Below are 24,212 nucleotides of genomic sequence, written 5' to 3' on the forward strand. Positions count from 1 at the left end.
CAGCGCGCCTTGTACTGGCGCACGGTCGTCCAGTTGCGCGCGGGTCGTGGCAACGACATCGAGAAGACCGCGCAGGAGATCCAGGCTTTTGTGAAAGCGCGCATCGGCAGCGTGAAGACTCCCAAGCAGGTCGAGGTCTGGCCGGACCTGCCCCGCTCCAAGGTCGGCAAGGTGCTGAAGAGGGATATTCGTTCGACGCTCTTCGAACGGCTGCGCGACGCTGCGGGGAAATCATGAGCAGGCGTTGATCTCGACCGGTGCTCGACGCCGATCGAGTTGACGCAGGCGGCACCTCCGGGTGCCGTTTGTCTTTGCTCCTGCCTCTTGCGCCTTGCCAGGTTGCATCTCGTCACCCAAGGCGGCGAACTGGCTTTTCACAATGCATGACAGGGCGGTGAATAGCAACCTTGAAGAGGGCCATCATGCAGTTGAGCAAATCTTCGTTTGTGCTCGGCAATATCGCCGGATCCGTGGTTGTCGGCCTGATTGCAGTTGCCTGCGGCGGCGGCAGCGACGGCTTCGTGTTCATCCCGCCCCCGTCATCCAGCGGGGCAGGGGGCACGCTCAAGGCGTCGAATGTCATCGTGCGGGCAGGAGCCCAGACAGCTTCGTCGAAAGCCGGCATTGTCCGTGTGCAGGCCAATCAGCTTCCAGAGAACGTCCAGGTTCAAGCGTCCAATGTTTCGCTGGTCACCGTGGCAAACGATCTCCAATCCACCGATCTTCAGTCAGCACTCGACAAGGAAATCGCGGTGGATCTACAAAAGGCAATCGTTGGAGTGTGGAACGTGGAAAACTTCAGTTCCGATTCGACATACGCCGGTGAATTTGCCTCCGGCCGGGTCGAATTCCGAACCAATGGGAGCTACGTCATCTTGAGCGGTGGATTCGCGGCGGCCGGCAAAGTCGCGCCTGGCACCACGTCATTCTGTATCGTTCCGAACGCGATGAGCTTTAGCCTGGTTGATGGCGCCATCTACTTTCAAGCGGACTCTGGGGGGAACAGCGTGGCTACGGTGGCGAAGTCCACTACCAGTGCCATCACTTTGATTGGTGACGGCGGCTGCGGCCAGCAGGGGACCTCACGAATATCTCGCCTGACTCGATTGGGAACGCAGCCGACCTCGGCTGTGCGGCAACCGCTCAAGTCGGTCAAGCAAATGGTGGCGATGACTACTACGAACTGATGGGCCGTAGCGCGGCCGGACGGTGTCCGAGGCCATTTGGCCTGCCCGGAGGAGATCATTGGTCCTACGGCGAGCGCTCCTTCAGCCCACAGAAGAAAGCCGAGCACCTGCACATTCTGCGTGATGTGATCGCGGGCAAGTACGGTGATCAGTGACCTGTTGAGTGGCCGCTTGGCAGCGAATGTGCTCCGCTCACGCAGGGCGCTACTTGACCCGCTTCCAGTACGAGACAGCCTCGCTCCACTCGTGCGAGGAGGTGGCCGACTGGCCTGCATTCCTCCAATGCGTCGAACGATGAGTGGGTGTATCAAGTTCTTGCTGAGAGCAAGACACTCCGGGCATTCGTGCGGTTCGTATGGCTAAGCCTGCTGGGCCGCCCAGTGCGCTTGACGCGGTGCTGGGCGGGCACCGGAAGGTCCCCGCCCTTGTTCTTTGGGCAAGAACCCCGGAACCCCTACATCCCTACGGGAATTCGCGTCGCGCGTCTCCCCCACGGGCGCTGCATTCGGGGTGTTATGAGGCGATCTAGCCTCATCAGGACCCGAAGGGTGCAGCCATGGCCAGCTTTGCCACTGGCTTTCCGTCTCGGCGGCACCCCTGCCGTGGCTGAGTCTGCCTTCGTGAGCTGGTTCGTCTGCCTGCTCGCAAAGGAGCCGTTTTCAGGGGGCCTTTGTATGTCCGGGCCGGAAAAACGGCTCAAAAAATCGCTGAGCGGGGCGACCACATCTTATTCGTCCTGGACGTGACTTATTCCACGGACGCGAGTGCGTCCCCCCCCATCGAGCAGGGGGGCTGGGCACGCCTGCAAAACGAGACTCTGGCTGTACACATCTCTCCCGAACGCACGGCACATGTGCGAACAACCCGCAGCAACAAGACTCATCATGAAGAAACTCCTCACCATCGCAGCGCTCATCGCAGCGCTCATCGCAGCCTCCATTGCTTCCACTGGCAGCTGAGCGAGCTGGCCGAGGCCGACGGCGAGCTGGCGAAGCTGCTCGCGCGTGAGGACGTGAACCATGACGCGCTTGCCAACGAGGACGAAGCCGAAGCTCTCAACGTCGCGGCCCGAGCCGCGCTACCGCCAGCGCAACGAAGCCTCCCGAGGCTTGAGCCCCGGCCCGTGCGCTGCCCGGCGCGATCCCTTCGCCCATTCTCAACCCGCCTTGCTACTTTTTGATTTCCCTGGAGTTTTCTTTTGCCCGCCCCGACTCATTGGCAACCGATGCCGCATCCGACGATCCCTGGCGCCTTCTGCCTGGAGCGTTATCCCCATGCTGACCGCATCGAGCGGCTCTCCAACCGGCTGAGCACCAGCCCGGCCGTCGAGGCCTTCGCCTCGCGCAAGCAGGCCGTGGACACCGCCGAGTTCCTGAACGCGCGCCGCCGCAGCTTTCACCCCTCCGAAGAAATCCACGAGCTGGACTTCGCCGACTGCTAACGGCGAAGGCTCACGGCTCTAGCCGATCCTGGCGCGCGCGAGCGTGCCCGTGTCGGTTTGCTCCGGCGGGCTTTTCCCCGGGCATTCCCAAAACGATGAACATGCAAACTACAAAACCTCTCCTGGCGACGGCGCTCCTGCTGTCGCTCGCGGCCTGCGGCGGTGGTGGTGGAGGCGGTGGCGCCTTCCCGATCGCGGCAGCCCCTGCTCCTGCTGCTGCCCCTGTTGCCCAGACGCCCGCGCCGACTCCCGTGCTGCCCGACGAGCTGCCGCCGCCACCCGCGCCCGACGATGGCGTCTCGCCGCCTGCACCGGCACCCGCACCTGCACCGGTCGAGCCGCCTGCGCCGGTCGAGCCGCCCGCGCCGCCGGTACCCAAGACGTGGAAGGATGCCGACTGCTCACGCACCGGCCTGACCCTGACGGCCTGCTCGGTGGACTTCTCCGACAACAACTCCACCGTGACGGTCGTCAGCGAGGGCGGTGTCGTCGACGCGGTGCAGCTCGAATCGATCGCCAAGGCAAAGGCCACCAGCCGCAGCTTGAACAACGGTGTGTTCGGCAACAAGGCCGTCTACGGCATCTCGTTCCTGCACAAGCTCGCGCTGGCCGACTACCCGGGCATCGCCTTCGAGGCGAAGCTCAACACCTCGGCGCGCGGCGACACCACCATCGAGGATGACCTGTACGTCACCACGACCGTGAGCCCGAACTGCGATGGCTTGAGCTACATCAACCTCGTCACGCTGATCCGCGACATGGAGCCGCAACCCACCGCCGACGGCTACTTCCGTTACTCGGTGAAGCCGCGCGAGGCCAAGTGGTATCGCACCGGCGCCAACACCTACCCGGTGTCGGGCGGCCCGGTGCTGCTGAACGGCGTGCTCAACAAGTTGCAGCCGCACGGCCCGGCGATGGCCCTGGACGCGTTCCTGGGCGCATTCCCGAAGGCCTGCATCTGGAACTTCCAGAACCCGACCACGCTGGTTCCTGGCGGCATCACGCCCGCGCTGGACTTCAACCTGGGCGACTCGGAAACGGAAACCAACAAGAAGGCCTGGGTGAAGTCGATCGTGATCGGCGACAAGGTCGTGTTCTAAAGTCCTGATGCTTTCCGAAGGCCGCCGGCGCGTCACAGCCTGGCGGCTTTTTTTGTCCATTCCTTTTCGCGGCGTCTCGCGGGGTTGCTCCGCTATCAGGCCCGCTTTCTTCATCTTGGCCATGACGCGTGGGGCTCAGGGCTGCGAGTGGCTCGGCCAGGCGGACGGCTTCTAGTTCGGGTCCAACTCGCAGCGGCCTGTCTGGCGGGCGCTTTGGGCCGTTTTTCGGACCATTGCGACGCTGAATCGCCATTGAGGCAGTGATCGCTACCATCGAAAGCGGCATGCGTGTTGGCCTGCCCGGAGGGGATCGAACCCCCGACAACCTGCTTAGAAGGCAGGTGCTCTATCCAACTGAGCTACGGGCAGTGAGTGTGGGAGCAAGATTCTACGGTGCCCGCCGACCGTCAGCGCCGGCCGACAGGCGATGACGAGTTTGCCCGGGTTGCGGAGGCGGTCCCAGGTGCAAGTCTCGGCTTTTGCATGGAGCCCAGCATGACCGATACAGCGCGCGCAGATTCACCGAGCAGACAACCCGCCACCAACGAGGAACCCGAGATCGGCTTCGAGGAATCGATTCCCTCCGACGGCAAGGACGAGGTTGGGGAAAAGATGATCGAGGACCTTGGCCGCGACAGGGCGAAGGACGATCCGGCGACGCGCTCCGCCGAGCCGATGCCGCAGCAGTTTCCGGCCAGTTGACCCGGCCGTCCGGCCCTACACCACCATCGGCACGGCTGCGCCGTCCATCGAGATGATGGCGCCCGAGATATAGCTGGCGCTCGGCGAAGCGAGGAAGACGACCGCATTGGCGATGTCTTCCGGCTTGGCCAGGCGGCCCAGCGGCATGCGCGCCTCGGCGTCGCGCAACACTTCCTCTTCGGTCACCTTCCGCAGGCGCGCATCCGCCGCGATGCCTTCGGCCATGCGGTCGGTCAGCGTCAGCGCGGGGTTCACCGCGTTCACCCGAACTCCGCGTGGGCCGTACGCGGCGGCCAGGCCCGCGGTGGCGAGCGTCAGCGCGGCGTTGGCGGCACCGCCTGCAAGATGCGTCGGCGATGCGACCTTGCCGCCCATGCCGATGACGTTGACGATGGCGCCCGACCCCCGTTCACCCATGCGCTTGATGAGCGGGTCCATCACGTTGATGTAGCTGAAGAACTTGGCCTGCATGGCGTCGTGCCAGTTCTGGGGCTGCAGTTCGTCGAAGGGCGTGCGGCGCGCCGCCCCGGCGGAATTGACGAGGATGTCGATCGGGCCGGACTCGGCCTGCACGGCGTCCAGCACGTGCAGCGCAGCACGGGCATCGCTCAGGTCCGCGCTGTAGCCGCCGACCGAATGTCCTTCGGCAAGCAGTTGTGCCGCGGCGGTGTCGAGATGAGCCGGTGTGCGCCCGGCGAGGCTTACCCGCGCGCCTTCGCGCAGGAAGGCCCGCGCACAGGCCAGGCCGATGCCTCGGCTGCCACCGGTCACGAGCACATGCTTGCCGGTCAGTTGAAGATCCATGGGGCCTCCAGGAATTGATCGTTGAACTTCGATTGTGGATGCTGCCGCTCGCAGCCAGAATGCACCAAAGTCCAAAAGGATGGAGGACGCCGATGGTGACGAAATCGCTCGCGTGGCGGGGCATCGCGTCGATGTGCCTGGCGCTGTCGTACGTTTCGCCGGTGGGCGCGGCCGATGGCACTCCAGCGCAAACGCGTCCCTTGCGTGTGGTCACCGGACCACTGGCGCCCTTCGTCTTCAAGCAGGGCGATCAGTACACGGGGTTCAGCATCGACCTGTGGAACGAGCTCGCGCGCCGGATGCGGGTCGACTTCGTGTGGGTGGATGCAGGCTCGCGTGCCGACCAACTCGACAGCGTGCCGCGCGGCGACGCGGACGTTGCCATTTCGGCCATCGTGATGACGCCCGAACGCGAACGGATCGCGGATTTTTCGCAGTCCTACTTCGATTCGGGCCTGCAGATCATGGTCCGCGCCGAGGAGGAGAGTCCCATCCTCGCCATGCTGGCCGCCATTCCGTGGAAGTCCATGGGCAAGCTGTTCGGCGTGGCGATGGTGCTGGTGTTTATCTGGGCGAACGTCCTGTGGTTCATCGAGCGCAGGCGCGGCGGGAATTCCCGCAAGGGATATGCCGTGGAGATCGGCAACCAGATGTGGAACACGCTGCTGATCATCGCCACCGGCGAGCATGGCGAGCGCAGCGACCCTGGGGCGCTGAGGCGCATCGTGATCGCCTGTGTCTGGCTGATGGGCATCGTGCTGATCACGCAGTTGACGGCGACGGTCACCTCATCGCAGACGGTGCAGCGGTTGCGATCGACCATTGCCGGCCCGGGGGACCTGCCCGGCAAGACCGTCGCGACCGTGCCTGGCACCGTCGCGGCAGAGTACCTTGCGAGCATGCACCTGCCCGTGGTCGAAGTCGCGGATGCCGCGGCGGGCATCGAGTTGCTGATGCATGGCAAGGTGCAGGCCCTCGTCTTCGACGCACCCACGCTGCAGTACTGGGCCGCCAGATCGGGCAAGCACTCGCTGCAGGTGGTGGGCCCCCTGTTCCGGCCGGAGAAGTACGGCATCGTGGTTGCGCTGGGCAGCCCGCTGCGCAAGCGGATCAACGAGGCATTGCTCGAGGTCTATCAGGATGGGACGTACGAGCAGATCCACGAGCGGTGGTTCAAGGCGCGGACGTCGTCCTGAGATCAACGCACGATCTTGTCGAGGTTCGTGGCGCGATCGAGCCCCTTGGCCTCGGCGAAACCCTTCACATCGCGAAAGACCGTCCCATCGAGATCGGCCTCGGTGAAGTCGGCAGCTGTCACGTCAGCGCCCGTGAGGTCGGCCCCCGCCAGCTTGACCCGAAAGAAGTTGGCACCCCGGAGATTGCTGCCCTTCAGGTTGCTGAAGGCCATCAAGGACCGGTTGAAGTCGGCGCCCGCCAAGGTGGCGCCCGCCAGGTTGGCCCCGGCAAGATCGGTGCGCATCTGCCCCATGCCCTGGTTCTTGATGTTGACGCCCACGACGGCGTTGCTGAAGTTGGCCCCGGAGAGGTCGGCCCCCGGCAGATCCGCGATCATCCGGACGCCCGTCATGTTCGCGCCCTTGAAGATTGGCATCTTCTTGACTTCGCCACCCAGGACGACGACCGAAAGCAGGCTTGCGCGGTTCAGATCGGCTCCCGTGAAGTCCGTGCCCATCAGCCAGGCGCCATTGAGGTTCGCGCCTTCCAGTACCGCACCGCGGAAGTCGGACAGCACGAGCTTGCTGCCGAAGAAGCTGGTGCCCCGCAGGTTGGCACGCCGAAAGTCGAGCCTGCTCAGGTCGAGGTCCGAGAGGTCCTTGCCTGCAAGGTCGACGGGCTGGGCCGGCGAGGCATTCTTCAGCGCGTCCCTCACCTGATCCACCGACAGCTCCGCCCCGCCGGCATGCATGGCGCAGACCATGGCCAGCAGCGCGGCCACGCCGGACAAGCTGGAGATCGTGAATCGTGGGTTGCGGTTCATGGGGACTCCTCTCTTGGCTTCGCGGCTATCCGCGGGGTCGGCGAGCGCAGCGGCCGGCGGCGCCATAGCATTGGATGATCGCCACTTCGCAAGGGGCCGACATGACCAAATGGCGCAAGCAGTCTGCATCCGAGGTGTTCACGCCTGAAGAGACCACCGCGCGGCTCGCCGAAGAGCTGCCGAAGTGGTATTTCGAGGACGGCTGGATTCGACGCAAGTTCAAGACCAGCGGCTGGAAAGGCACGCTGATGGTGGTCAATGCCGTGGGGCACCTCGCGGAGGCTGCCTGGCACCACCCGGATCTCACGGTGTCCTACGCCTTCGTCACGGTGAAACTGATGAACCACGCCGCCAAGGGCATCACCGAGAAGGACTTCGAGCTCGCCAGGAAGATCGAGGAAGTCGTGATGTGGCAACCCGGCGCCGTGGAAGGGTCGTCGCTCGAAGGGACTCCGGACGACCCGCGCTTCAAGTACCTGAAGTACGACTGAGCTTTCTGGCGCGGACGCGCGTGGTGACACAGTGTCCTCAACTCGATACAGGTCCGCGCAGGCCCGCCGAGCCGGGGCGTGACGCTCCGGGAGAAAAGGTCAGCGGAACAGACCTTGCTTTGCAAGCCTTGAGCCACCCCTGCCTTTCAACACGCCGGAAGCACGATGGATCGCCCTCGAAATTTTCCCGAAGCGAGCTTCGTCGACCGCCCGGCGACGGTCGCGCTGCGCGCTCCTGCGCGATTGCACCTGGGGTTTCTTGACCCTGCCGGTTCGCTGGGCCGCAGCTTCGGCAGCGTGGGGCTCGTGATCGGCGGCTTCGAAACGGAGGTCGAGATCAGCGCGTCGCCTGTCGACCGGGTCACTGCGAACGGACCTGCAGCCCATGCCGAAATCGAGCGCGCGGCCGCTTGCTTGCGCATGCTGCGAGGCCACACCGGCCGGCGCGATCCGCTGCACCTCAGGCTGGAGCAGGTATTGCCCGCGCATGCCGGATTCGGATCAGGAACGCAACTGGCGCTGGCGATCGGGCGGGCGTTCGCGCTGTGGCACGGCCTGAGCGTCCCGACCGCCACATTGGCGCAATGGCTGGGGCGCGGGCTGCGCTCGGGCATCGGCATCGCGGGGTTCGACCACGGGGGCCTGATCGTCGATGGCGGCCCGGGCGCGAACGGCGCACCTGCGGCAGTGTTGTCGCGCATTCCGCTGCCCGAAGCCTGGCGCGTCCTGATCGTGCAGGACAGCGCGCAGAAAGGCTTGTCGGGCGACGAGGAAAGACAGCGCATCGCCAGCCTGCCGCCATTGCCGCGGGCACTGGCCGCCGACATCTGCCATCAGGTGCTGATGTGCGTGCTGCCGGGCGCCGCCGCTGCGGACTTCGCTCCCTTTGCTGCCGGTGTCACGCGAATCCAGCAGGTGCTGGGCGAGCACTTCGCGTCCGCCCAAGGGGGCCGTGCTTTCGCAAGTGAAGCGGTGGGTTGCCTGCTCGGATGGGTTCTGCAGCACCGTGGCGAGCATCTCGCTGCCATCGGCCAGAGCTCCTGGGGGCCGACCGGCTTCGCGATCTTCCCCTCGCAGGCGCGGGCGGAAGCCGCCATGCAGGCCATGCAGGCCGCAGGTGTCGTCGCGCCATCGCTGGCGCTGCGCGTCGTATCCGGCCGCAACGCAGGCGCCACGCTGCTCGATCGTCGCCCCTCGTCGCCGCTCATCTCGACGCCTTGATCAACACAGGTTTCTCATGGAACGCCCCTACATCCTCCACATGTTCACACCGGGCCGGCAGATGAGCCCGTTCGACATCAACATGGCCGCCGACGCGGGCTACCAGGTCATCGTGCCGTACTGCGAGGTGGGCGCGGACGGCATTGCCGGCCTCACGCAGGACACGATCTTTTCGCGCAGTCCGAAGGGCCTGCTGCGCACCGGCATCTTCATCGGCGGGCGCGACGTGGTGGAAGCCGCCGACATGCTCGACCGGGCGAAGGCATCCATGTTCAAGCCCTTCGTCGTGTCGCTGATGGCGGACCCCAGCGGCGCCTACACGACCGCGGCCGCGATGGTGGCTTGCGTCGAGGCTGCGCTCGCCCGCCACCACGCGAAAGGCCTGGACGGCCAACGTGTCGTCGTCGTCGGCGGCACGGGGCCGGTGGGCCGCATCGCCGGCGTGATCGCGGCACAGGCGGGCGCCCAGGTTTTTCTCTCCAGCCGCGGCGGTGCCGACGCGGCCGAAGCGGTTGCGCGCGAGACCGGCAAGCGCTTTGGCGTCAGCCTGGGAGGCGTGGCCGGTGGCGATGCGGCGGCCGTGCGCGCATCGGTCGCCGACGCTGACGTGCTGCTCGCCTGTGCGCCGGCAGGCGTGCAGGCCGTCTCGGCCGATGTGCTGACCTCGGCCGCGCGGCTCAAGGTCGCGGCCGACGTGAATGCGGTGCCGCCGGAGGGCATTGCCGGCGTCGCCGTGATGGACAACGCCAAGCCGCTGCCCGACACCGCGGCGGTAGGCATCGGCGCATTGGCGATCGGCAACGTCAAGTACCAGACCCAGCAAAGGCTGCTGGTGCAGATGCATGAGGCCGAATCGCCGGTGGTCCTGAGCTTTCCAGAGGCGTTTGCCACCGCTCGGGCCTTCATTGCCGAAAAGGCAGCCTGATCGATCCGGCCATCGACCATGACAGCGTTGGCCGTCGCTTCCATCTCGGCGCGAGTGCTCGCCGAATCGGCCGTCGACGACGGATTCGAGGTCGTGGCGCTCGATCTGTTCGGCGACGCGGACACACGGCGAGCCTGTTCCGAGTGGTATTCGATCGGCGATCCAGCGGACTTGAGCATCGATGGCGCGCGGCTGCTGTCGGCGCTGGAGTCGCTCTCGCAGCGGCGGCGCGTAGCCGGCTGGATCGCCGGCTCCGGCTTCGAGGGGCGGCCGGATCTGCTGGAGAGCGGCGCGGCGTTGCTGCCGCTGATCGGAACGCAGGCCGACGCCATGCGGCGCGTGCGGGAGCCGGGGAGCTTCTTCGGATTCCTCGACGCGCGAGGGATCGCCCATCCGGCCGTCCGGATGACAACGCCGGAGGATGCCGCCGGATGGCTGATCAAGGATGCACACGGCTGCGGCGGGTGGCATATCCGCCGCGTGGAATCGCAGCAGGGCAGGGCGCCATCCGACGCCGTGAGCGCCCATCACTACTTCCAGCGCGAGGCTTCGGGCACGCCCATGTCGGCGACATTCGTCGCCAATGGACGCGATGCCTCGGTGCTCGGGTTCAACGAACTGATCGTGCGTCCCCTGGCGGGGCGGCCCTTCGTGTTTTGCGGTGCCGTGGGGCCGGTGCCGCTGCCCGACATCGTGGCCGCCCGAGTGAAGGCCGCACTGCGCGCACTGGTGGAAGCCTTTTCCCTGCGCGGCCTCGGCAGCCTGGACTTCATGCTGGACGGCGATGCCGTCAGCGTGCTCGAGGTCAACCCGCGGCCGCCGGCCAGCATGGCGCTTTACGGTCGCGGCATCGTGGCAGCGCATGTGCGCGCCTGTGTACGGGGCAAGCTTGCGCCATGGCCCACGCAGGCAGCGAACGACCCCGTTCGTGGCAACGAAGTCGTCTTCGCCCCGCGCCGGCTCTGGCTCGATGAGCCCGCCGCGCAACGTCTGGCCGCACGCGCCGGATGCCACGATCTGCCCACCGCTGCTTCGGGCTTCGAGGCCGGAGATCCCTTGTGCAGCGTGAGTGCCAGCGGCGCTAACGCCCTGCAGGTGCGCGAGTTGCTGCAGCGTGGCCGCCTGGCCGTGCATCAATCCCTGGAGTCCACCGTATGACCGATGCCGCGGCGGCACCCCTTGCCGCATCCACGCTCAGCGTGAACACCCTCTCGCGGCCGCTCGTCGAGCGACTGCTGGCCACCGCCGATGCGCTCGGCGTGCATGCACACCGTGACGGGACCGGTCCCTGCATCGTCGACGCGGGCATCTCCGTCGGCGGCAGCGTGGCGGCGGGCCTGCTCGTGGGTGAGATCTGCATGGGTGGCCTCGGCCAGGTGAACCTGCGTCCCGACGGAAAAGACGGCTGGCCCACCTGGATCGAGGTGCACAGCGCACAGCCGGTGCTGGCCTGCCTGGGCAGCCAGTACGCCGGCTGGAGCCTCGCGGCCAGCAAGGAGGAAACGGGCGGCAAGAAATTCTTCTCGCTCGGCTCGGGACCGGCGCGCGCGCTGGCGACCAAGGAAACGCTTTTCGATGAACTCGGCTACCGCGACCGCGCGGACGCGGGGGTGCTCGTGCTGGAGGTCGATCGCGAGCCGCCGCAGGTCATCATCGACAAGCTGCTGCGCGATTGCCACTTGAGCGGCGAAGGGCTGACGCTGATCCTCACGCCGACGACCAGCCTCGCCGGCACCACGCAGGTGGTGGCGCGCGTGGTGGAGGTCGCGCTGCACAAGGCGCACCAGCTGGGCTTCGCCCTTGGCAACATCGTGGGCGGTGCGGGCTCGGCCCCATTGCCGGCGCCGAGCCACGACGCCGTGGAAGCCATGGGGCGAACCAACGATGCGATCCTGTACGGCGGCCGCGTGCACCTCACCGTGCGTGGCGAGGACGCGGCCGCCCGCGACCTCGCGAAGCGGCTGCCGTCGAGCAACTCGACCGACTACGGCCGTTCGTTCGCCGACATCTTCACGGCGGCCGGATACGACTTCTACAAGATCGACGGCGCCTTGTTCGCGCCCGCCGAGGTATGGGTCAGCAACCTCGACAGCGGCAACACCTGGCACGCCGGCGGCCTGGACATGCCCCTGCTGCTGGGCTTGTGGCAAAAGGAGGCGTGATGACCCGGCTCGGGGGCCTCACCGTGGCCATCATGACGGACGAGACCGGCTGGCACACGCGCCGGCTCCAGGCGGCGCTGCGTGCGCGCGGCTGCATCGGCCGCTGCGTCGACCTGGCGGATTGCCGCATCGACACGACGGCGGCCTGGCATGGCCTGGTCATCCCCGGCTTCGGCCGCGACCTGCCCGATGCGGTACTGGTGCGCGGCATCGCAAGCGGGACCTTCGAACAGGTCACGAAGCGGCTCGGCGTGCTGCATGCGCTGCGCGAGCTCGGCGTCTCCGTGTACAACGACGCCCGGGCGATCGAACGCAGCGTCGACAAGTCGATGACCAGCCTGCTGCTGCATGCGGCGCGCGTTCCCACGCCGCCGACCTGGGCCACCGAATCACTCGCGCACGCGCAGCGCATCGCGATCCGCGAAGGCGCGGCCGGCCACGCGCTGGTGCTCAAGCCGCTGTTCGGTTCGCAGGGCAAGGGTTTGCAGCTGGTGGGCCAGGTGGATGGCGTTCATCACCGGCTGCCGGACATCGGGGCCGCCTACGGGTCGCTCGCCTATCTGCAGCGCTTCATTCCGCCGCTGACGGCGCCCGGCTTCGACTGGCGGGTGCTGGTGGTCGGAGGACGGGCCGTCACCGCGATGCGGCGGGTGAGCAGCCACTGGATTCACAACGTCGCGCAAGGCGCACGCTGCGAACCCGCGGAACTGACGCCCGAGCTTGCCAGTCTGGCCGAGGGCGCGGCGCTGGCACTGGGCATGGACTACGCCGGGGTGGACCTGATGCCTTCGCCACCGCGCACGAAGTGGGGATCGAGGCACGGCATCCAGGTGATCGAAGTCAACGGCGTGGCCGCCTGGCAGGGCTTGCAGCGCGTGACCGGCTTCGATATCGCCCGCTGCATCGTCGACGACCTGCTCGATCGCAAGCTCGCGGCCTCGCAGGCCGGCACGCAGTCGAAGCTGGCGCGCCGCGCATGAACATGCCTGTCACAGAAATGCGCCAGTGCGCGACGGACCGCGCCAGGGCCTGCTTCCTGCGCGCCTGCGAGCTCGACGTGGCGGTGCGCAAGCCCGGCAACGTGAGCCGGGCGTCGGCCGGGCATGGAATGACGGCCGATGCCTTCGTCGCCAGCGCCGAGGCCGCGGCCGGACCGCTGTTCGAGCGCGGGACATCGGTGGGCGAGCGCATCGAGGCGGCTGTGGAGGCGACATGGGCGGTGGCGGGCTGCAACACGAACCTGGGCATCGTGCTGCTGTGCGCGCCCATCGCGCGCGCAATCGAATTGCGGCCCGACGCCTCGTCGCCGGCGGAGCTGCAGGACGCCATCGAATCCGTGCTGGGCGCGCTCGACCTGTCCGACGCGCAGGCTGCCTTCCGTGCCATCGCCCGGGCTCGCCCGGGCGGACTGGGCACGGCAGCGGACCAGGACGTCCGGCACGCGCCCAGCATGGACCTGCGCGCGGCGATGGCGCTCGCGGCGCACCGGGACAGCATCGCGGGCCTGTACCGCGACGGCTACGGTGCGCTGTTCGACCTGGGTGTGCCAACGCTCGGAACCGGGTTTTCATTGAAGACGACCCGGGTCGGAGGCCCGCCGGATGCCGCCACCGTCGCGGCGGTCCAGCGGCTCTATCTGGCACTGCTGAGCAGCGTTGCCGATTCACACATTGTTCGAATTCATGGCGACGCCGTGGCACACATTGTCATGACTGCGGCGCAGGGATGGCGGGTGCGCGAGCGCTGCCGTGGCGGGCTCGACGCCGATCCTGATTTCGCAGCCTGGGACGCCTCGCTCAAGGCCGACGGCATCAACCCGGGGACCACTGCAGATTTGACGGTCGCGACCTTGCTGATCGCGGGCCTGGCGAGTCCCTCGCGGCCCGCCGCCGGATGGTCCGGGCCGGGTGGCACGGATCGTGATACCTGACACGTTGCGCTGGCCGGCAGGCCAGTGTCCCCTATGGCCCCAGAACGCACTCAGGAGACTAATAACCATGGCAAAAATTGATCGCATGATGGTCGGCGAGTCACTCGTCGGTGAGGGCAATGAAGTCGCTCACATCGATCTGATCATCGGGCCGCGCGGCAGTCCTGCCGAAACAGCCTTCGCGAATGCTCTCACCAACCAGAAGGACGGCTTCACCTGTCTGCTGGCCGTGGTGGCGCCCAACCTGCTGACAAAGCCCGCGACCGTGCTTTTCAACAAGGTCACCATCAAGGGAGCCAAGCAGGCCGTGCAGATGTTCGGGCCGGCCCAGCGGGCCGTTGCCATGGCGGTGGCGGACTGCGTCGAAGACGGCACGATCCCCAAGGATGAGGCCGACAACCTGTTCATCTGCTGCGGCGTCTTCATCCACTGGCTGGCCGACGACGACACGAAGATCCAGGACTACAACTACCAGGCCGTCAAGGAATCGATCCAGCGCGCGGTATCGGGTTCGCCCACCGCCGCCGAAGTCGTCGCCAAGAAGGGCAGCGCCAGCCATCCCTTCGCCGCGCATAGCTGAGGTCGCCCCCAGTCTGCGCGCACTTCGTGTCGCTTCGCCAACCCCCTTCCGGGGGCAACACCCGGCGGCCCGGCGAAGCCGGTTCCGCGGTGTTCCTGGAAGGGGCTGGGGGTGCGCGGCTGGAGCGTGCCTACCCCGGGACCATGCCGGAGCCGATCAGGTGCAGGACTGCGCCTGAGTGGGTGAGGTGTTCCTTGGCGGGTGGCGCGCGGCGCTCTATCTGCACGCCAACGGCTGTCACGTCGTCGAACTTCCGCGGCTTGGCGACCTTGACGCGAACCCAGGCCGCGCCGAACTCGCGGATCACGATGTCGGCGATGGTTTCGGCGAAAGCCTCCAGCAACTGCAGCTTGTGTTCCGCCATCAGGCGGCGCAGGCGCTCGCACACCGCGCCGTAGTCGATGGTGTCGGCGATGCGATCGGTGTCGCAGGCGCGTGCGCGCGCCAGGCCCGCATGCACGCCGATCACCAGGGGCTGCGTGCGGTGCAGCTCCGTCTCGTGGATGCCGATGACCGTGTGGCCCACGAAGCCTTCGATGAAGATCACGTCCAGCGCAGGCGCGTCCGCCAGCGAGGGAGGGGCGATCCAGGGCGTGGAACTCTCTGAGGGCTGGCCGGAAGTCAACGTGTGCATACGGGGTAGTGCTCTTGTGTGTAGCGGCGTGCTGTCGCAAAAAGTATCTTTTGCGCGCAATGCGGCTCAAGCTGCAAAATGCGGGCCATACATACAGCGGATCCGCGCACCGCGCATCGGGCGGGCCGGTCGCACACGGAGACATCGATGGCGTTGACCCTTCGGAAAGGCACAAGGCCCGCCGATCCTCACGCGGATCGCGTGCTGGACATCGTGCGCGGCGGGCTTCAGGACCGGACCACCGACGTGGTCACGAATTCGTGGATCCGCTGCCTCAACGAGTACCACCTGGAGCCGGACAAGCCGCACGACCCGAACGTGATCTCGCGCGTACCGCTCGAAGAGCGGCGCGCACGCCACGCCGCCGTGATCGAGTGCGCGCGGTATGAGATGACCACGCTCTACCAGCAGTTGGCCGACAGCGAGATCGCGGTGTTGTTGACCGACACCGACGGCGTGATCCTCCACATGGTGTCGTCCCCCGAGTTCGCAGCCGAGGTCGGCCCGCTGGGCTTGCGCGCCGGCGGCATCTGGAGCGAAACCGAAGCCGGCACCAACGGCATGGGCACCTGCCTGGCCGCCGCGGGGCCGGTGACCGTGTGCCGCGACGATCACTTCTACACGCAGTTCACGCAACTCACCTGTTCGGCCGTCCCGGTGTTCGATCCGACGGGCAGCATCGTCGCCGCGCTCGACGTGACGAGCCGTTCCAGCCTGATGCAGCAGCACCTGCTGGTGCTGCTGTCCATGACGGCGCGAATGATCGAGAACCGCCTGATCGATCGCCAGTTCCGCAACGCGCATCCGCTCCATTTCCACAGCCGGCCGGAGTTCGTCTACACGTTGCACGAGGGCAAGCTGGCGGTCGACGACGACGGCCGCATCCTTGCCGCCAATCGCAGCGCGATGTTCCAGCTCGGACTGCAGTCGATGGACCAGATCCGCTCGCGGCGCATCGAGGACCTGTTCCAGACCTCGCTCGCCGACATGCTGCACCGCAGCGCGTCGTCGTCGTTCCATCCGGTCGTGACCTACGGCACCGATGCCGCGCTGCGATTCTTCGCGGTCGCGCGACGCCCGGCTTCGGCCGCCGATGCAATGCTCGTCTCGTCGTCGGCCGCCGTGTCGCCATCGGGCGGAGCGTCGATGGTGCCGGTCTCGCGCGCCAAGGCGAGGCCGCTGGTCGTGCGGGCCGGGACGGCCGACTGCACCTTCGAGGATGCGCGGCTCGAAGCCCAGCTGGAAGTCGGCCGGAGGGTGATCGCCCGTGGCACGCCGGTGCTGGTCTGCGGCGAAACCGGCGCGGGCAAGGAAGTCTTCGCGCGCGCGCTGCACGACGGCAGTCCGCGCTCGACCGGCCCCTTCGTGGCAATCAATTGCGCGAGCCTGCCCGAAGCCCTGATCGAATCCGAGCTCTTCGGCTATTGCGCCGGTGCATTCACCGGCGCGCAGCGTTCCGGGCGCCGCGGCAAGGTCCTGCAGGCGGACGGCGGCACGCTGTTCCTCGACGAGATCGCCGACATGCCGCTGGAGCTGCAGTCGCGCCTCCTGCGCGTGCTCGACGAGCGGCGCGTGACGCCGCTGGGCACCGAGGAAAGCCATTCGGTCGACTTCCAGCTGATCAGCGCCAGCCATCGCTACTTGCCGGCATTGGTGCGCGAAGGGAAGTTCCGCGAAGACCTGTACTACCGGCTCGCCGGCATCGAGGTGCAGTTGCCGCCGCTGCGCGAGCGCAGCGACAAGCTCGAACTGATCCGTGCGTTGCTGGCGACCGAGGGCGGTCCCGATGCATCGCTGAGTGCCGAGGCCGAGCGCCTGCTCATGGCGCACGGCTGGCCCGGCAACATCCGCCAGTTGAGGCACGTGCTGCGCACCGCGGCGGCGCTGGCCGACGGCAAGCCGATCACCCGCGTCCATCTGCCCGCGATGGCCGTCAACCTCCAGCCGGCGTCGGGCATGAACGGCGAACGGATCGACGCGACGGCGCCCGCCGCGACAGCGGCCGCGGCGCCGGGATCGGTACGCGACGGACACGGCGACAACGCGCCGGGCTCTGCCAAGCTCAACCTGATCCAGGCCAACGAACGGCAACTGCTGCTGCAGATGCTGGAACAGCACCGCTGGAACGTGAGCAACGTCGCCAAGGCGCTGGAGGTCAGCCGGAACACCCTCTACCGCAAGATCCACAAGCTCCAGATCGAGGTCTCCCATCCCGAGCAAGATTCCTGAGGCTGCCGCGCGCAGCGCCGCCGCGGATGCGCCCGGCGACGAGGCGATGGCCCACGACGGTGAGCCGCGTTCGCGCTTTGCCTGGTGCGTGACCGGGTCCGGCCACTTTCTCGACGAGGCGCTGGCACTGGCCGCGCGTCTGCCGAAAGTCGACCTGTTCGTCTCGGCCGCCGGCGAAGAAGTGCTGGAGATCTACCGGCTGCATCTCGACGATCTGAAGTTGCGGTTCCGGATCTTTCGCGACAAGACGGCCAGCGGCGTTCCCGTGGGCATGCTGTACGAGGACATCTATCACACGGTCGTCGTCGCCCCTGCCACCAGCAACACGGTGGCCAAGTGCGCCTACGGCATCAGCGATTCGCTGCCGACCAACATGTTCGCGCAGGCCGGCAAGCGGGGCATACCGGGCATCGTGTTTGCATGCGACACCGAGCCGGTGGTCGTGACCCGGTCGCCGCACGGCTGGGTGACGTTGCAACCCCGGGGCATCGAACTGGACAACGTGGAGCGCTTGCGCAAGATCGATTTCTGCCGGGTCGTCGCTTCGCCCGCCGAGCTCGAAGCCGCGCTCGACGCCCGATTGAAGGAAGTCTCTCTCGCATGGAACACATCCTCTTCCTGACCGGCCACCTCGCGCAGCCGAGTCTGGAGCGGGTGCTGGCCAGCATCGATTCCGCGCCCTTCACCTGGGAAGTGCGGGACCTGGGCCTGCAGGTGGCGGGGCTGATGACGGCCGACATGATCCGCCGCCGGGTGCCTCCGCAGGCCGGCTTCGACCGCATCGTCGTGCCGGGGCGCTGCCGCGGCGACATGGATGCGCTGTCGCTGCATTTCGGCATCCCGGTGCAGCGCGGGCCCGATGAGGTGAAGGACTTGCCGCGCTTTTTCGACCGTGCCGCCAAGGCCATCACGCTGGACGAATACGAAGTCGCGATCTTTGCCGAGATCGTCGACGCGCCTCGCCTGAGCGTGCCGGAGGTCGTCGCGCGCGCCGGGCGCCTGCGCGCCGACGGCGCCAACGTGATTGACCTGGGCTGTCTGCCGGCGACCCCGTTCGCCCATCTGGAAGAGTGCGTCCAGGCGCTGAAGGCCGGTGGCTTCCGGGTCAGCGTCGATTCGATCGACACCGGTGAACTGTTGCGCGGCGGCCGCGCAGGCGCCGACTATCTGCTCAGCCTGACGCTGGACACCCTGTGGGTGGCCGACGAGGTGGCATCCACCCCGGTCCTGATTCCCCGCATCCCCAGCGATGAAGCGTCGTTGCACGAAGCGGTCGAAGTCATGCAGCGGCGAGGCAGGGAGTTCCTGGCCGATTCGATCCTCGATCCGATCCCGTTCGGCCTGACCGCCTCCATCGTGCGCTACCACCGGCTGCGCGAGCGATTTCCCGAGGTGTCGATCATGATGGGCGTGGGCAACCTGACCGAGCTGACGGAAGCCGACACGAGCGGCATCAACGCATTGCTGTTCGGCATCTGCGCCGAACTCGACGTGGCGGCGGTCTTGACCACGCAGGTCAGCAACCATGCCCGCCGTGCAGTGAAGGAGGCCGACTGGGCGCGCCGCATCATGTACGCCGCGCGCCATCACGGCACGCTGCCCAAGGGCTTGAGCGATGCGCTGATGACGGTGCATGCCAAGCGGCCGTTCCTCGACACGCCTGAAGAGATCGCGGCCACCGCCGCGCAGGTGCGCGATCCGAACTTCCGCGTGCAGGTGTCCGCGACCGGACTGCACGTCTACAACCGTGACGGGCTGCGCAAAGGGCAGGGCGCGTTCGACCTGTGGCCGCAACTCGGCCTCGAAGGCGACGCGGCGCATGCCTTCTACATGGGCGTGGAACTGGCGCACGCCGAGATCGCCCACAAGCTTGGCAAGCGCTATGTGCAGGACCAGCCCCTGGATTGGGGGTGCGCCGTCGAACGCCAGCACGAGAACCCCGACGCGTGGTGCGCGCCGGGCACGACACGAGCCGTACGCAAGACGACCGAAGAGCCCTTCAAATGAACGACGTCATCTTCGAAACCGTCGTCACCACGGTCGCGCCCGACGGCAAGCCGCATGTCGCGCCGATGGGCGTGCGCTACCGCGGTGCGCAGGTGGTGCTGATGCCGTTCAAGCCCTCGACCACCTACGACAACATCGACGCGACGGCCTGCGCTGTGCTCAACATCGTGACCGATACCCGCGTTTTCGCAGGGTGCGTGACCGGCCGCCGCGACTGGCCGACGCGGCCGGCCGAGAAGATCGCGGGCGTACGCCTGGACTGCGCCTTGAGCCACGTCGAATTGAGGTTGGCCGAGCGGATCGACGACGTGCAGCGCCCGGTGTTGCACATGATGCGGGTGCACGAGGTCGTGCACTCGGGCTTCGCCGGCTTCAACCGCGCGCAGGCGGCCGTGATCGAGGGCGCGGTGCTGGTGAGTCGCCTGCACATGCTGCCGCCGCAGAAAGTCGACAGCGAGATGGCCTATCTGCAGATCGCCATCGACAAGACGGCCGGCCCCGAGGAGCGTGAAGCCTGGGGTTGGCTGGTCGATGCCGTGCGACGCCACCGCGCCGACGCCCCCCATGTCATTCAGGAACCACCGTCATGAAACTGCTTGTCAGCGTCCGGAGCGTCGAGGAAGCCTTGCTGGCTGCAGACGGGGGAGCCGACTTCATCGACCTCAAGGAGCCGGGCCACGGTGCGCTGGGCGGCCTGCCGATCGCCACCATTCGCGAGATCGTGGGCGCACTGCGCCACCACGGCAGCGGCCTGGACATCAGCGCGACCATCGGCGATGTCGCTATGGACGAGGCGGATCGCATCGCGGCGTGTGTCGATGCGGTTGGCGCTTGCGGCGTCGACTATGTCAAGGTCGGCATCGAGCGTGCGCCGCAGGCACGGGCGGTGCTCGACGCGCTGGCCGCCAGCGGGTGGCCCATCGTGCCGGTGTTCATCGCCGACAAGGGACTGGACCTGGCCGATGTCGCACACGCATGCGCCCTGGGCTTTGCCGGCGTGATGGCCGACACCTCCGACAAGCGTGCGGGCAGCCTGTTCGATGCCGTGCCGATGGCCGAACTGCGCCGCTTCATCGCCACGGCGCGCGAAGCCGGGGTGATGGTCGGCCTGGCAGGCGCGTTGCGTGCCGCGCACGAGCCGCTGTTGCGCGCGCTCGCGCCCGGGTTCGCGGGCTTCCGGACCGCGGTGTGCGAGGGCGACCGGAGTGCGGCGCTCGACCCCCAGCGCCTGCGGACGCTGGTCGCAGTGATGCTCGGCCATGCGACCGCCGAACCCGGCGCGACGCATCATTGATTGTCGAAGCGGACGTGGCCGAGCAGCAACGACCGGACGCGGCCCACCTCGTTGAAATGGACGATGTCGATCGGAAAGTCCGCGCCATCCGACAGCGCGCCGAATCGCTGGTCGACGACGCCCGCATCGCGCAGTTGAGCCAGGCTCAATCGCGGGTCGATCTCGCAGGACTTGACCAGCACCAGGCGCTCCGCATTCAGGCGATGGGCGAGGTCGAGCGCGATGCTGTCCGACGTGAACTCCCAGTTCGTCTGGTCGGTCGACCGGCTGCGTTGCAGTTCGAAGGGCAGCCATAGCGCCGTGCGTCCCTTGTGCAGCACGCGCTGGATGTCGGACTTGGTTCGCGTGAGCTGCAGCGCGGGATTCAGGCCGTGCATCAGGTAGGCGGTCTGCGCCATGGCGAGGATCGCCATGTTGTGCGCGCTGAGGTCGCTGAAGCGCCACTGCGCCTGGGCGCGTCGCACCTCGTCGCCGAACGTGCCGCCACCGCAGACGACGATCACGCGTCCGCCCCCGCATTCAGCCAGCAGGTCGAGCCATGCTGGCAGCATCGGATTCGCGTTCAGGCTGCCGCCGATCTTGACGATCCACATACCGAGGGGTCCATATCGAAGAGCGTTGCCACGGCGACGCATGGCGCGCACACCTGCGCCCAGTCCTGCACCGCGGCGTGGCCGGTGCTCGCGTGCGCGCGCGCCACGTCGCGGCCGTACGCGACGTGACGGCGCGCGGGCCAGGATTCCGGCGCGCCTGCGCTGGCACTCGCCACCACATCGGGAACCAGGAAGTCGCCGCAGCCGGCGCTGACGATCACGGCGTCGCGTGCAAGCCCGTGAGCTTCCATCACGCGGCGCATCTCGCCACCCAGCACGGCCACCTGCACCGCCCGCCAGGATCGCGCGAAGTCCAGCCAGTCATCGGGTGAGCCGTCGCGCCCGTCGAGCCCGATCATGCGGGCCAGGCGCTGCCGGGTCGCGTCTGGGTCCTTGGCAGCGTTGTCGGCGCTCGGGTGCAGGTCGTGGGCGGGGTTCAGTTCGCCGGTCAGGCGATACACGTCGGCGCTGGTCGCAAACAGTTCGTTCATCACGTTGTGCGGCTCGCCACGCCAATCGATGCGGTGCGCCACAGCGCACAGCGGCGTGCGCACGACACCGTGGTAGACCAGCTCGCCGCTGGCCAGGCGCTGGGCATCGGTGCGGCTGCCGGTCAGGATGCGTCCGTTCCTGAATGCGATCAGGTCGGTCGTCGTGCTGCCGATGTCCACCAGCAAGCCCGTGCCGATGCGTTGTGCCGCATGTCGCGCCGTCGCCAGCCAGTTGGCAGACGCGATGGCGTTCCAGAGAGCCGGCACCTCGGCGTCGCGGCACCAGCCGGCATCGCCAGCGAAGAAATGGACGGCACCATGGCCGTCGCCCGGGCGCGCCGGGTCCGATGCAGGCAGTGCACGCGCCAGTTCCGCCGCGATCTTCCGCACGCCGTCTTCGCGGTCCGTGAACAGGTCGACCATCTCGCCGGTCATGGTGACGGCGTGCTGCGCCGCGGCCAGCCCAGTCCATCGCTGGCGCGCTGCGTGCAGCACGGCGTCGAGCCGGTCCATGCCCATCCACAGCGCGCAGGGCCATTGCGCCACGTCGAGAACTTCGCCGCCTTGCAGAAGGCAGGCCTTGGCGTGTGCGCCGCCGATGTCCCAGCCGATCACGGTGCGCTCAGACATGAATGTGCGCCACCTTCGGGCTCGAAGCCCGCTCGCCGACGTGCATGGCGATCACCTCGGACGCCAGGTTGCGGCCCAGCGCGCGCGACAGGCCGACATAGGCGCAGGTCACACGCGGGTTGATCTCGATCACCACCGGCCCGCGCCGTTCGTGCCACACCAGGTCGATGCCGACGAAGCCGCGCAGACCCGGGATGACCTGATGCACGCGGGCGGCGAGGGCACCCAACGTTGTCGCGCGCGGATCCGCGAGCGGCATCGTATTCACCTCGACACCGCGAAACGACAGCAGGCCTTGCGCGTCGATGTCCAGGTGCTGTCGGTTGATGCTCAGCAGCTCGCATCGCTTCCTGCCGCACAGCAGCGACAGGCTGAGCGCCATGCCGTCGACCCAGGGCTCGATCGCCATCGGGCTGCCGGCGCGCGAGCGTGCCGACCAGTCATCCACCGCCGCTGCGGGGTCGTGGTGCAGGCGGGTCGCGACGGCCCCGGCGCCGTCGTCCGGCTTGACCACCCAGCGCGTGGTTTCCGGTGCGTGATCGAAGGCCAGTGGCGTGGCGATGCCGGCTTCTGCCAGCGTCATGAGAGTCATGCGCTTGCGGGTCGCCAGCTCGATCGCCGGGCCATCGCAGCCCAGCCAGCGGCCCGGATCGACGCATTGGTGCAGGCGTGCCAGCAGGCCATCGGTCTCCGGCGCGACCACCCAGGCAAGGTCGTGCGCGTCGGCCTGCCGCGCGACGAAGTCGAACGCCGACTCGCCGTCGCGTGGCGTGACCGGCCGCGCAGGCTCCGGCACCGGCGACGCCCGCTGACAGGTGGCGACCGACACCTCGTGGTTTCCAAGGCGAAGCAAGTCGGCCATGATGGCATCGCGCATGGACTGCCCCATCGCCAGCAGTTCGCCGGGGGCCGTCTCCCCGCCGCCACTCAGGTATTCGTAGACAAAGATCCGCTTCATCGCTCCACCCGTCACCTCCCTCGTTCGCTCGACATGAACCTCATTCCCGTCATCGACCTCATGCAGGGCCAGGTGGTGCGCGCCGTGCGCGGCAACCGCCAGGCCTACCGGCCCATCGAGTCGCGGCTGTGCCATGGCAGCGACCCGGTGACGGTGGCGAAGATCCTCTGCGAGCACTGCGCCACGCGGCAGTTGTACGTGGCCGATCTCGATGCCTTGCTCGGGCGCCCCAGCCAGACGGCGGTCTTGCGCACGCTGCTGCAGGCCATGCCCGGGCTGGAACTGTGGCTCGACGCCGGCTTTGCAAACGCAGGCGCGGCCGATGCGCTCAGGCTGGAACTCGGCGACGCCGGCTCGCAGGTCGTTCCGGTCTTCGGCAGCGAGTCGCTGGCGTCGCGCGAAGAACTCGAGCGCTGTTTCGGCGGGAACGACGAAGGCGTGCTGTCGCTGGACCGCCGCGACGGCCAGCACCTGGACGCCGCGGGCTGCTGGAATGCGCCCGCCCTCTGGCCGGGGCGCGTGATCGTCATGACGCTCGAACGCGTCGGCGCAGGTGCCGGCCCCGACCTGGAGACCTTGGCCGAGGTGCGCCGCCAATCGCCTTCGACCTTCTTCGTCGGCGCCGGAGGCATCCGTAACCAGAGTGACCTGGAAGCCGCGGGCGAAGCGGGTGCCAGGGCCTGGCTGGTGGCCAGCGCGTTGCACGACGGCGGGCTGCCCCGGGTGCGCGGCTGACCAGGGCCGAAGGTGGTTCGCATCATGGGTTAACCCGCATCACGTTTCGTGCCAAGGGGTTGCTCGCCCCCAGGCTTGCTCACTTCGTGTAGCCGCCTA

General features: G+C 67.5%; 26 protein-coding genes and 1 tRNA gene. 20 read left to right on the top strand and 7 right to left on the bottom strand.

From position 1 onward, the window contains the following. The first annotated feature begins 9 nt into the window (after positions 1-9). From QTH90_RS02515 to QTH90_RS02530, 4 genes are all read left to right on the top strand, one after another. Entirely contained in the window at positions 10-237 is a 228-nt protein-coding gene (locus QTH90_RS02515; RefSeq protein WP_444814667.1) for an AMP-binding enzyme, read from the top strand. 185 nt (positions 238-422) lie between these two features. Then, complete coding sequence (locus tag QTH90_RS02520) at positions 423-1,187, top strand: hypothetical protein (RefSeq protein ID WP_286662956.1); 765 nt, start codon at positions 423-425, stop codon at positions 1,185-1,187. A 1,198-nt stretch (positions 1,188-2,385) separates the two neighbouring features. Further along, positions 2,386-2,628: a hypothetical protein gene (locus tag QTH90_RS02525; RefSeq protein WP_286662957.1), complete on the top strand. Its 243-nt coding sequence runs from the start codon at positions 2,386-2,388 to the stop codon at positions 2,626-2,628. A gap of 101 nt (positions 2,629-2,729) precedes the next feature. Beyond that, positions 2,730-3,728, top strand: coding sequence for a hypothetical protein (locus QTH90_RS02530; protein ID WP_286662958.1), 999 nt, complete (start codon positions 2,730-2,732; stop codon positions 3,726-3,728). 292 nt (positions 3,729-4,020) lie between these two features. Here the strand turns inward: QTH90_RS02530 and QTH90_RS02535 are convergent. Further along, a tRNA-Arg gene (locus QTH90_RS02535) sits at positions 4,021-4,097 on the bottom strand. Positions 4,098-4,223: 126 nt separating this feature from the next. Here QTH90_RS02535 and QTH90_RS02540 point away from each other — a divergent pair. Further along, positions 4,224-4,430 carry a hypothetical protein gene (locus QTH90_RS02540; protein WP_286662959.1) on the top strand — a complete coding sequence of 69 codons (207 nt, stop codon included), beginning with the start codon at positions 4,224-4,226 and terminating at the stop codon, positions 4,428-4,430. Between the two features lie 15 nt (positions 4,431-4,445). On the opposite strand, the gene QTH90_RS02545 is transcribed toward QTH90_RS02540, so the two are convergent. After that, positions 4,446-5,234: an SDR family oxidoreductase gene (locus QTH90_RS02545; protein ID WP_286662960.1), complete on the bottom strand. Its 789-nt coding sequence runs from the start codon at positions 5,232-5,234 to the stop codon at positions 4,446-4,448. A 92-nt stretch (positions 5,235-5,326) separates the two neighbouring features. Here QTH90_RS02545 and QTH90_RS02550 point away from each other — a divergent pair, with 92 nt between their 5' ends. Then, the gene (locus QTH90_RS02550) at positions 5,327-6,430 is read left to right on the top strand and encodes a transporter substrate-binding domain-containing protein (protein ID WP_286662961.1); all 1,104 of its coding nucleotides are present in this window, start codon (positions 5,327-5,329) and stop codon (positions 6,428-6,430) included. 2 nt (positions 6,431-6,432) lie between these two features. Here the strand turns inward: QTH90_RS02550 and QTH90_RS02555 are convergent, their stop codons facing one another. Continuing rightward, positions 6,433-7,233: a pentapeptide repeat-containing protein gene (locus QTH90_RS02555; RefSeq protein ID WP_286662962.1), complete on the bottom strand. Its 801-nt coding sequence runs from the start codon at positions 7,231-7,233 to the stop codon at positions 6,433-6,435. 101 nt (positions 7,234-7,334) lie between these two features. Between QTH90_RS02555 and QTH90_RS02560 the strand changes: the two genes are divergently transcribed. The 8 genes from QTH90_RS02560 to fae all read left to right on the top strand — a co-directional run bounded on the left by QTH90_RS02560 (position 7,335) and on the right by fae (position 14,542). Then, complete coding sequence (locus QTH90_RS02560; RefSeq protein ID WP_286662963.1) at positions 7,335-7,724, top strand: 4a-hydroxytetrahydrobiopterin dehydratase; 390 nt, start codon at positions 7,335-7,337, stop codon at positions 7,722-7,724. A 165-nt stretch (positions 7,725-7,889) separates the two neighbouring features. Beyond that, on the top strand, positions 7,890-8,945 hold the full coding sequence (locus QTH90_RS02565) for a beta-ribofuranosylaminobenzene 5'-phosphate synthase family protein (protein WP_286662964.1): 1,056 nt from the start codon (positions 7,890-7,892) through the stop codon (positions 8,943-8,945). A 16-nt stretch (positions 8,946-8,961) separates the two neighbouring features. Next, positions 8,962-9,870, top strand: a complete 909-nt coding sequence (locus QTH90_RS02570; protein ID WP_286662965.1) for an NAD(P)-dependent methylenetetrahydromethanopterin dehydrogenase — start codon at positions 8,962-8,964, stop codon at positions 9,868-9,870. An 18-nt stretch (positions 9,871-9,888) separates the two neighbouring features. Beyond that, positions 9,889-11,028, top strand: a complete 1,140-nt coding sequence (locus QTH90_RS02575; protein ID WP_286662966.1) for an ATP-grasp domain-containing protein — start codon at positions 9,889-9,891, stop codon at positions 11,026-11,028. After that, positions 11,025-12,032: a methenyltetrahydromethanopterin cyclohydrolase gene (gene mch, locus QTH90_RS02580; protein WP_286662967.1), complete on the top strand. Its 1,008-nt coding sequence runs from the start codon at positions 11,025-11,027 to the stop codon at positions 12,030-12,032. Before QTH90_RS02575 ends, mch begins: the two co-directional genes overlap by 4 nt. Further along, on the top strand, positions 12,032-13,012 hold the full coding sequence (locus tag QTH90_RS02585) for an ATP-grasp domain-containing protein (RefSeq protein WP_286662968.1): 981 nt from the start codon (positions 12,032-12,034) through the stop codon (positions 13,010-13,012). Before mch ends, QTH90_RS02585 begins: the two co-directional genes overlap by 1 nt. 2 nt (positions 13,013-13,014) lie before the next feature. Beyond that, positions 13,015-13,962, top strand: a complete 948-nt coding sequence (locus tag QTH90_RS02590; protein ID WP_286664447.1) for a triphosphoribosyl-dephospho-CoA synthase — start codon at positions 13,015-13,017, stop codon at positions 13,960-13,962. Positions 13,963-14,029: 67 nt separating this feature from the next. Then, positions 14,030-14,542, top strand: a complete 513-nt coding sequence (gene fae / locus QTH90_RS02595) for a formaldehyde-activating enzyme (protein ID WP_286566131.1) — start codon at positions 14,030-14,032, stop codon at positions 14,540-14,542. 130 nt (positions 14,543-14,672) lie between these two features. Here fae and QTH90_RS02600 read toward each other — a convergent pair whose 3' ends face one another. Next, positions 14,673-15,095, bottom strand: coding sequence for a dihydroneopterin aldolase (locus tag QTH90_RS02600; protein WP_444814704.1), 423 nt, complete (start codon positions 15,093-15,095; stop codon positions 14,673-14,675). 228 nt (positions 15,096-15,323) lie between these two features. On the opposite strand from QTH90_RS02600, the gene QTH90_RS02605 reads away from it, so the two are divergent. Genes QTH90_RS02605 through QTH90_RS02625 form a run of 5 tightly spaced genes read left to right on the top strand, consistent with a single transcriptional unit; the run spans position 15,324 to position 20,706 of the window. Continuing rightward, positions 15,324-17,405, top strand: a complete 2,082-nt coding sequence (locus QTH90_RS02605; RefSeq protein WP_286662970.1) for a sigma-54-dependent Fis family transcriptional regulator — start codon at positions 15,324-15,326, stop codon at positions 17,403-17,405. A gap of 46 nt (positions 17,406-17,451) precedes the next feature. Continuing rightward, positions 17,452-18,027 carry a flavoprotein gene (locus QTH90_RS02610; protein ID WP_286662971.1) on the top strand — a complete coding sequence of 192 codons (576 nt, stop codon included), beginning with the start codon at positions 17,452-17,454 and terminating at the stop codon, positions 18,025-18,027. After that, positions 18,006-19,412: a DUF6513 domain-containing protein gene (locus QTH90_RS02615; protein WP_286662972.1), complete on the top strand. Its 1,407-nt coding sequence runs from the start codon at positions 18,006-18,008 to the stop codon at positions 19,410-19,412. Before QTH90_RS02610 ends, QTH90_RS02615 begins: the two co-directional genes overlap by 22 nt. Next, the gene (locus QTH90_RS02620) at positions 19,409-20,002 is read left to right on the top strand and encodes a DUF447 domain-containing protein (RefSeq protein ID WP_286662973.1); all 594 of its coding nucleotides are present in this window, start codon (positions 19,409-19,411) and stop codon (positions 20,000-20,002) included. Before QTH90_RS02615 ends, QTH90_RS02620 begins: the two co-directional genes overlap by 4 nt. Next, the gene (locus QTH90_RS02625) at positions 19,999-20,706 is read left to right on the top strand and encodes a (5-formylfuran-3-yl)methyl phosphate synthase (RefSeq protein ID WP_286662974.1); all 708 of its coding nucleotides are present in this window, start codon (positions 19,999-20,001) and stop codon (positions 20,704-20,706) included. The genes QTH90_RS02620 and QTH90_RS02625 overlap by 4 nt, the downstream gene beginning before the upstream one ends. Here QTH90_RS02625 and QTH90_RS02630 read toward each other — a convergent pair. Genes QTH90_RS02630 through QTH90_RS02640 form a run of 3 tightly spaced genes read right to left on the bottom strand, consistent with a single transcriptional unit; the run spans position 20,700 to position 23,378 of the window. Next, positions 20,700-21,299 (bottom strand): amino acid kinase family protein, encoded by a 600-nt coding sequence (locus QTH90_RS02630; protein ID WP_286662975.1) that lies wholly within the window; start codon positions 21,297-21,299, stop codon positions 20,700-20,702. The two genes, QTH90_RS02625 and QTH90_RS02630, sit on opposite strands and share 7 nt — an antisense overlap. After that, complete coding sequence (locus tag QTH90_RS02635) at positions 21,269-22,420, bottom strand: hydantoinase/oxoprolinase family protein (protein ID WP_286662976.1); 1,152 nt, start codon at positions 22,418-22,420, stop codon at positions 21,269-21,271. Before QTH90_RS02635 ends, QTH90_RS02630 begins: the two co-directional genes overlap by 31 nt. Next, positions 22,413-23,378, bottom strand: coding sequence for an ATP-grasp domain-containing protein (locus QTH90_RS02640; protein ID WP_286662977.1), 966 nt, complete (start codon positions 23,376-23,378; stop codon positions 22,413-22,415). The genes QTH90_RS02635 and QTH90_RS02640 overlap by 8 nt, the downstream gene beginning before the upstream one ends. 33 nt (positions 23,379-23,411) lie before the next feature. Between QTH90_RS02640 and QTH90_RS02645 the strand changes: the two genes are divergently transcribed. Then, entirely contained in the window at positions 23,412-24,113 is a 702-nt protein-coding gene (locus tag QTH90_RS02645) for a HisA/HisF-related TIM barrel protein (RefSeq protein ID WP_286662978.1), read from the top strand. Positions 24,114-24,212: the final 99 nt, after the last annotated feature.

The organism is Variovorax flavidus (assembly GCF_030317145.1).
Taxonomy (GTDB): domain Bacteria; phylum Pseudomonadota; class Gammaproteobacteria; order Burkholderiales; family Burkholderiaceae_C; genus Variovorax; species Variovorax flavidus.

Excerpts from the sequence above, each read along its gene's own strand:
- QTH90_RS02520 (WP_286662956.1), top strand. The coding sequence starts at position 423 with ATGCAGTTGAGCAAATCTTCGTTTGTGCTCGGCAATATCGCCGGATCC.
- QTH90_RS02530 (WP_286662958.1), top strand. The coding sequence starts at position 2,730 with ATGCAAACTACAAAACCTCTCCTGGCGACGGCGCTCCTGCTGTCGCTC.
- QTH90_RS02540 (WP_286662959.1), top strand. The coding sequence starts at position 4,224 with ATGACCGATACAGCGCGCGCAGATTCACCGAGCAGACAACCCGCCACC.
- QTH90_RS02545 (WP_286662960.1), bottom strand. The coding sequence starts at position 5,234 with ATGGATCTTCAACTGACCGGCAAGCATGTGCTCGTGACCGGTGGCAGC.
- QTH90_RS02550 (WP_286662961.1), top strand. The coding sequence starts at position 5,327 with ATGGTGACGAAATCGCTCGCGTGGCGGGGCATCGCGTCGATGTGCCTG.
- QTH90_RS02555 (WP_286662962.1), bottom strand. The coding sequence starts at position 7,233 with ATGAACCGCAACCCACGATTCACGATCTCCAGCTTGTCCGGCGTGGCC.
- QTH90_RS02560 (WP_286662963.1), top strand. The coding sequence starts at position 7,335 with ATGACCAAATGGCGCAAGCAGTCTGCATCCGAGGTGTTCACGCCTGAA.
- QTH90_RS02565 (WP_286662964.1), top strand. The coding sequence starts at position 7,890 with ATGGATCGCCCTCGAAATTTTCCCGAAGCGAGCTTCGTCGACCGCCCG.
- QTH90_RS02570 (WP_286662965.1), top strand. The coding sequence starts at position 8,962 with ATGGAACGCCCCTACATCCTCCACATGTTCACACCGGGCCGGCAGATG.
- QTH90_RS02575 (WP_286662966.1), top strand. The coding sequence starts at position 9,889 with ATGACAGCGTTGGCCGTCGCTTCCATCTCGGCGCGAGTGCTCGCCGAA.
- mch (WP_286662967.1), top strand. The coding sequence starts at position 11,025 with ATGACCGATGCCGCGGCGGCACCCCTTGCCGCATCCACGCTCAGCGTG.
- QTH90_RS02585 (WP_286662968.1), top strand. The coding sequence starts at position 12,032 with ATGACCCGGCTCGGGGGCCTCACCGTGGCCATCATGACGGACGAGACC.
- QTH90_RS02590 (WP_286664447.1), top strand. The coding sequence starts at position 13,015 with ATGCCTGTCACAGAAATGCGCCAGTGCGCGACGGACCGCGCCAGGGCC.
- fae (WP_286566131.1), top strand. The coding sequence starts at position 14,030 with ATGGCAAAAATTGATCGCATGATGGTCGGCGAGTCACTCGTCGGTGAG.
- QTH90_RS02605 (WP_286662970.1), top strand. The coding sequence starts at position 15,324 with ATGGCGTTGACCCTTCGGAAAGGCACAAGGCCCGCCGATCCTCACGCG.
- QTH90_RS02610 (WP_286662971.1), top strand. The coding sequence starts at position 17,452 with ATGGCCCACGACGGTGAGCCGCGTTCGCGCTTTGCCTGGTGCGTGACC.
- QTH90_RS02615 (WP_286662972.1), top strand. The coding sequence starts at position 18,006 with ATGGAACACATCCTCTTCCTGACCGGCCACCTCGCGCAGCCGAGTCTG.
- QTH90_RS02620 (WP_286662973.1), top strand. The coding sequence starts at position 19,409 with ATGAACGACGTCATCTTCGAAACCGTCGTCACCACGGTCGCGCCCGAC.
- QTH90_RS02625 (WP_286662974.1), top strand. The coding sequence starts at position 19,999 with ATGAAACTGCTTGTCAGCGTCCGGAGCGTCGAGGAAGCCTTGCTGGCT.
- QTH90_RS02630 (WP_286662975.1), bottom strand. The coding sequence starts at position 21,299 with ATGTGGATCGTCAAGATCGGCGGCAGCCTGAACGCGAATCCGATGCTG.
- QTH90_RS02635 (WP_286662976.1), bottom strand. The coding sequence starts at position 22,420 with ATGTCTGAGCGCACCGTGATCGGCTGGGACATCGGCGGCGCACACGCC.
- QTH90_RS02640 (WP_286662977.1), bottom strand. The coding sequence starts at position 23,378 with ATGAAGCGGATCTTTGTCTACGAATACCTGAGTGGCGGCGGGGAGACG.
- QTH90_RS02645 (WP_286662978.1), top strand. The coding sequence starts at position 23,412 with ATGAACCTCATTCCCGTCATCGACCTCATGCAGGGCCAGGTGGTGCGC.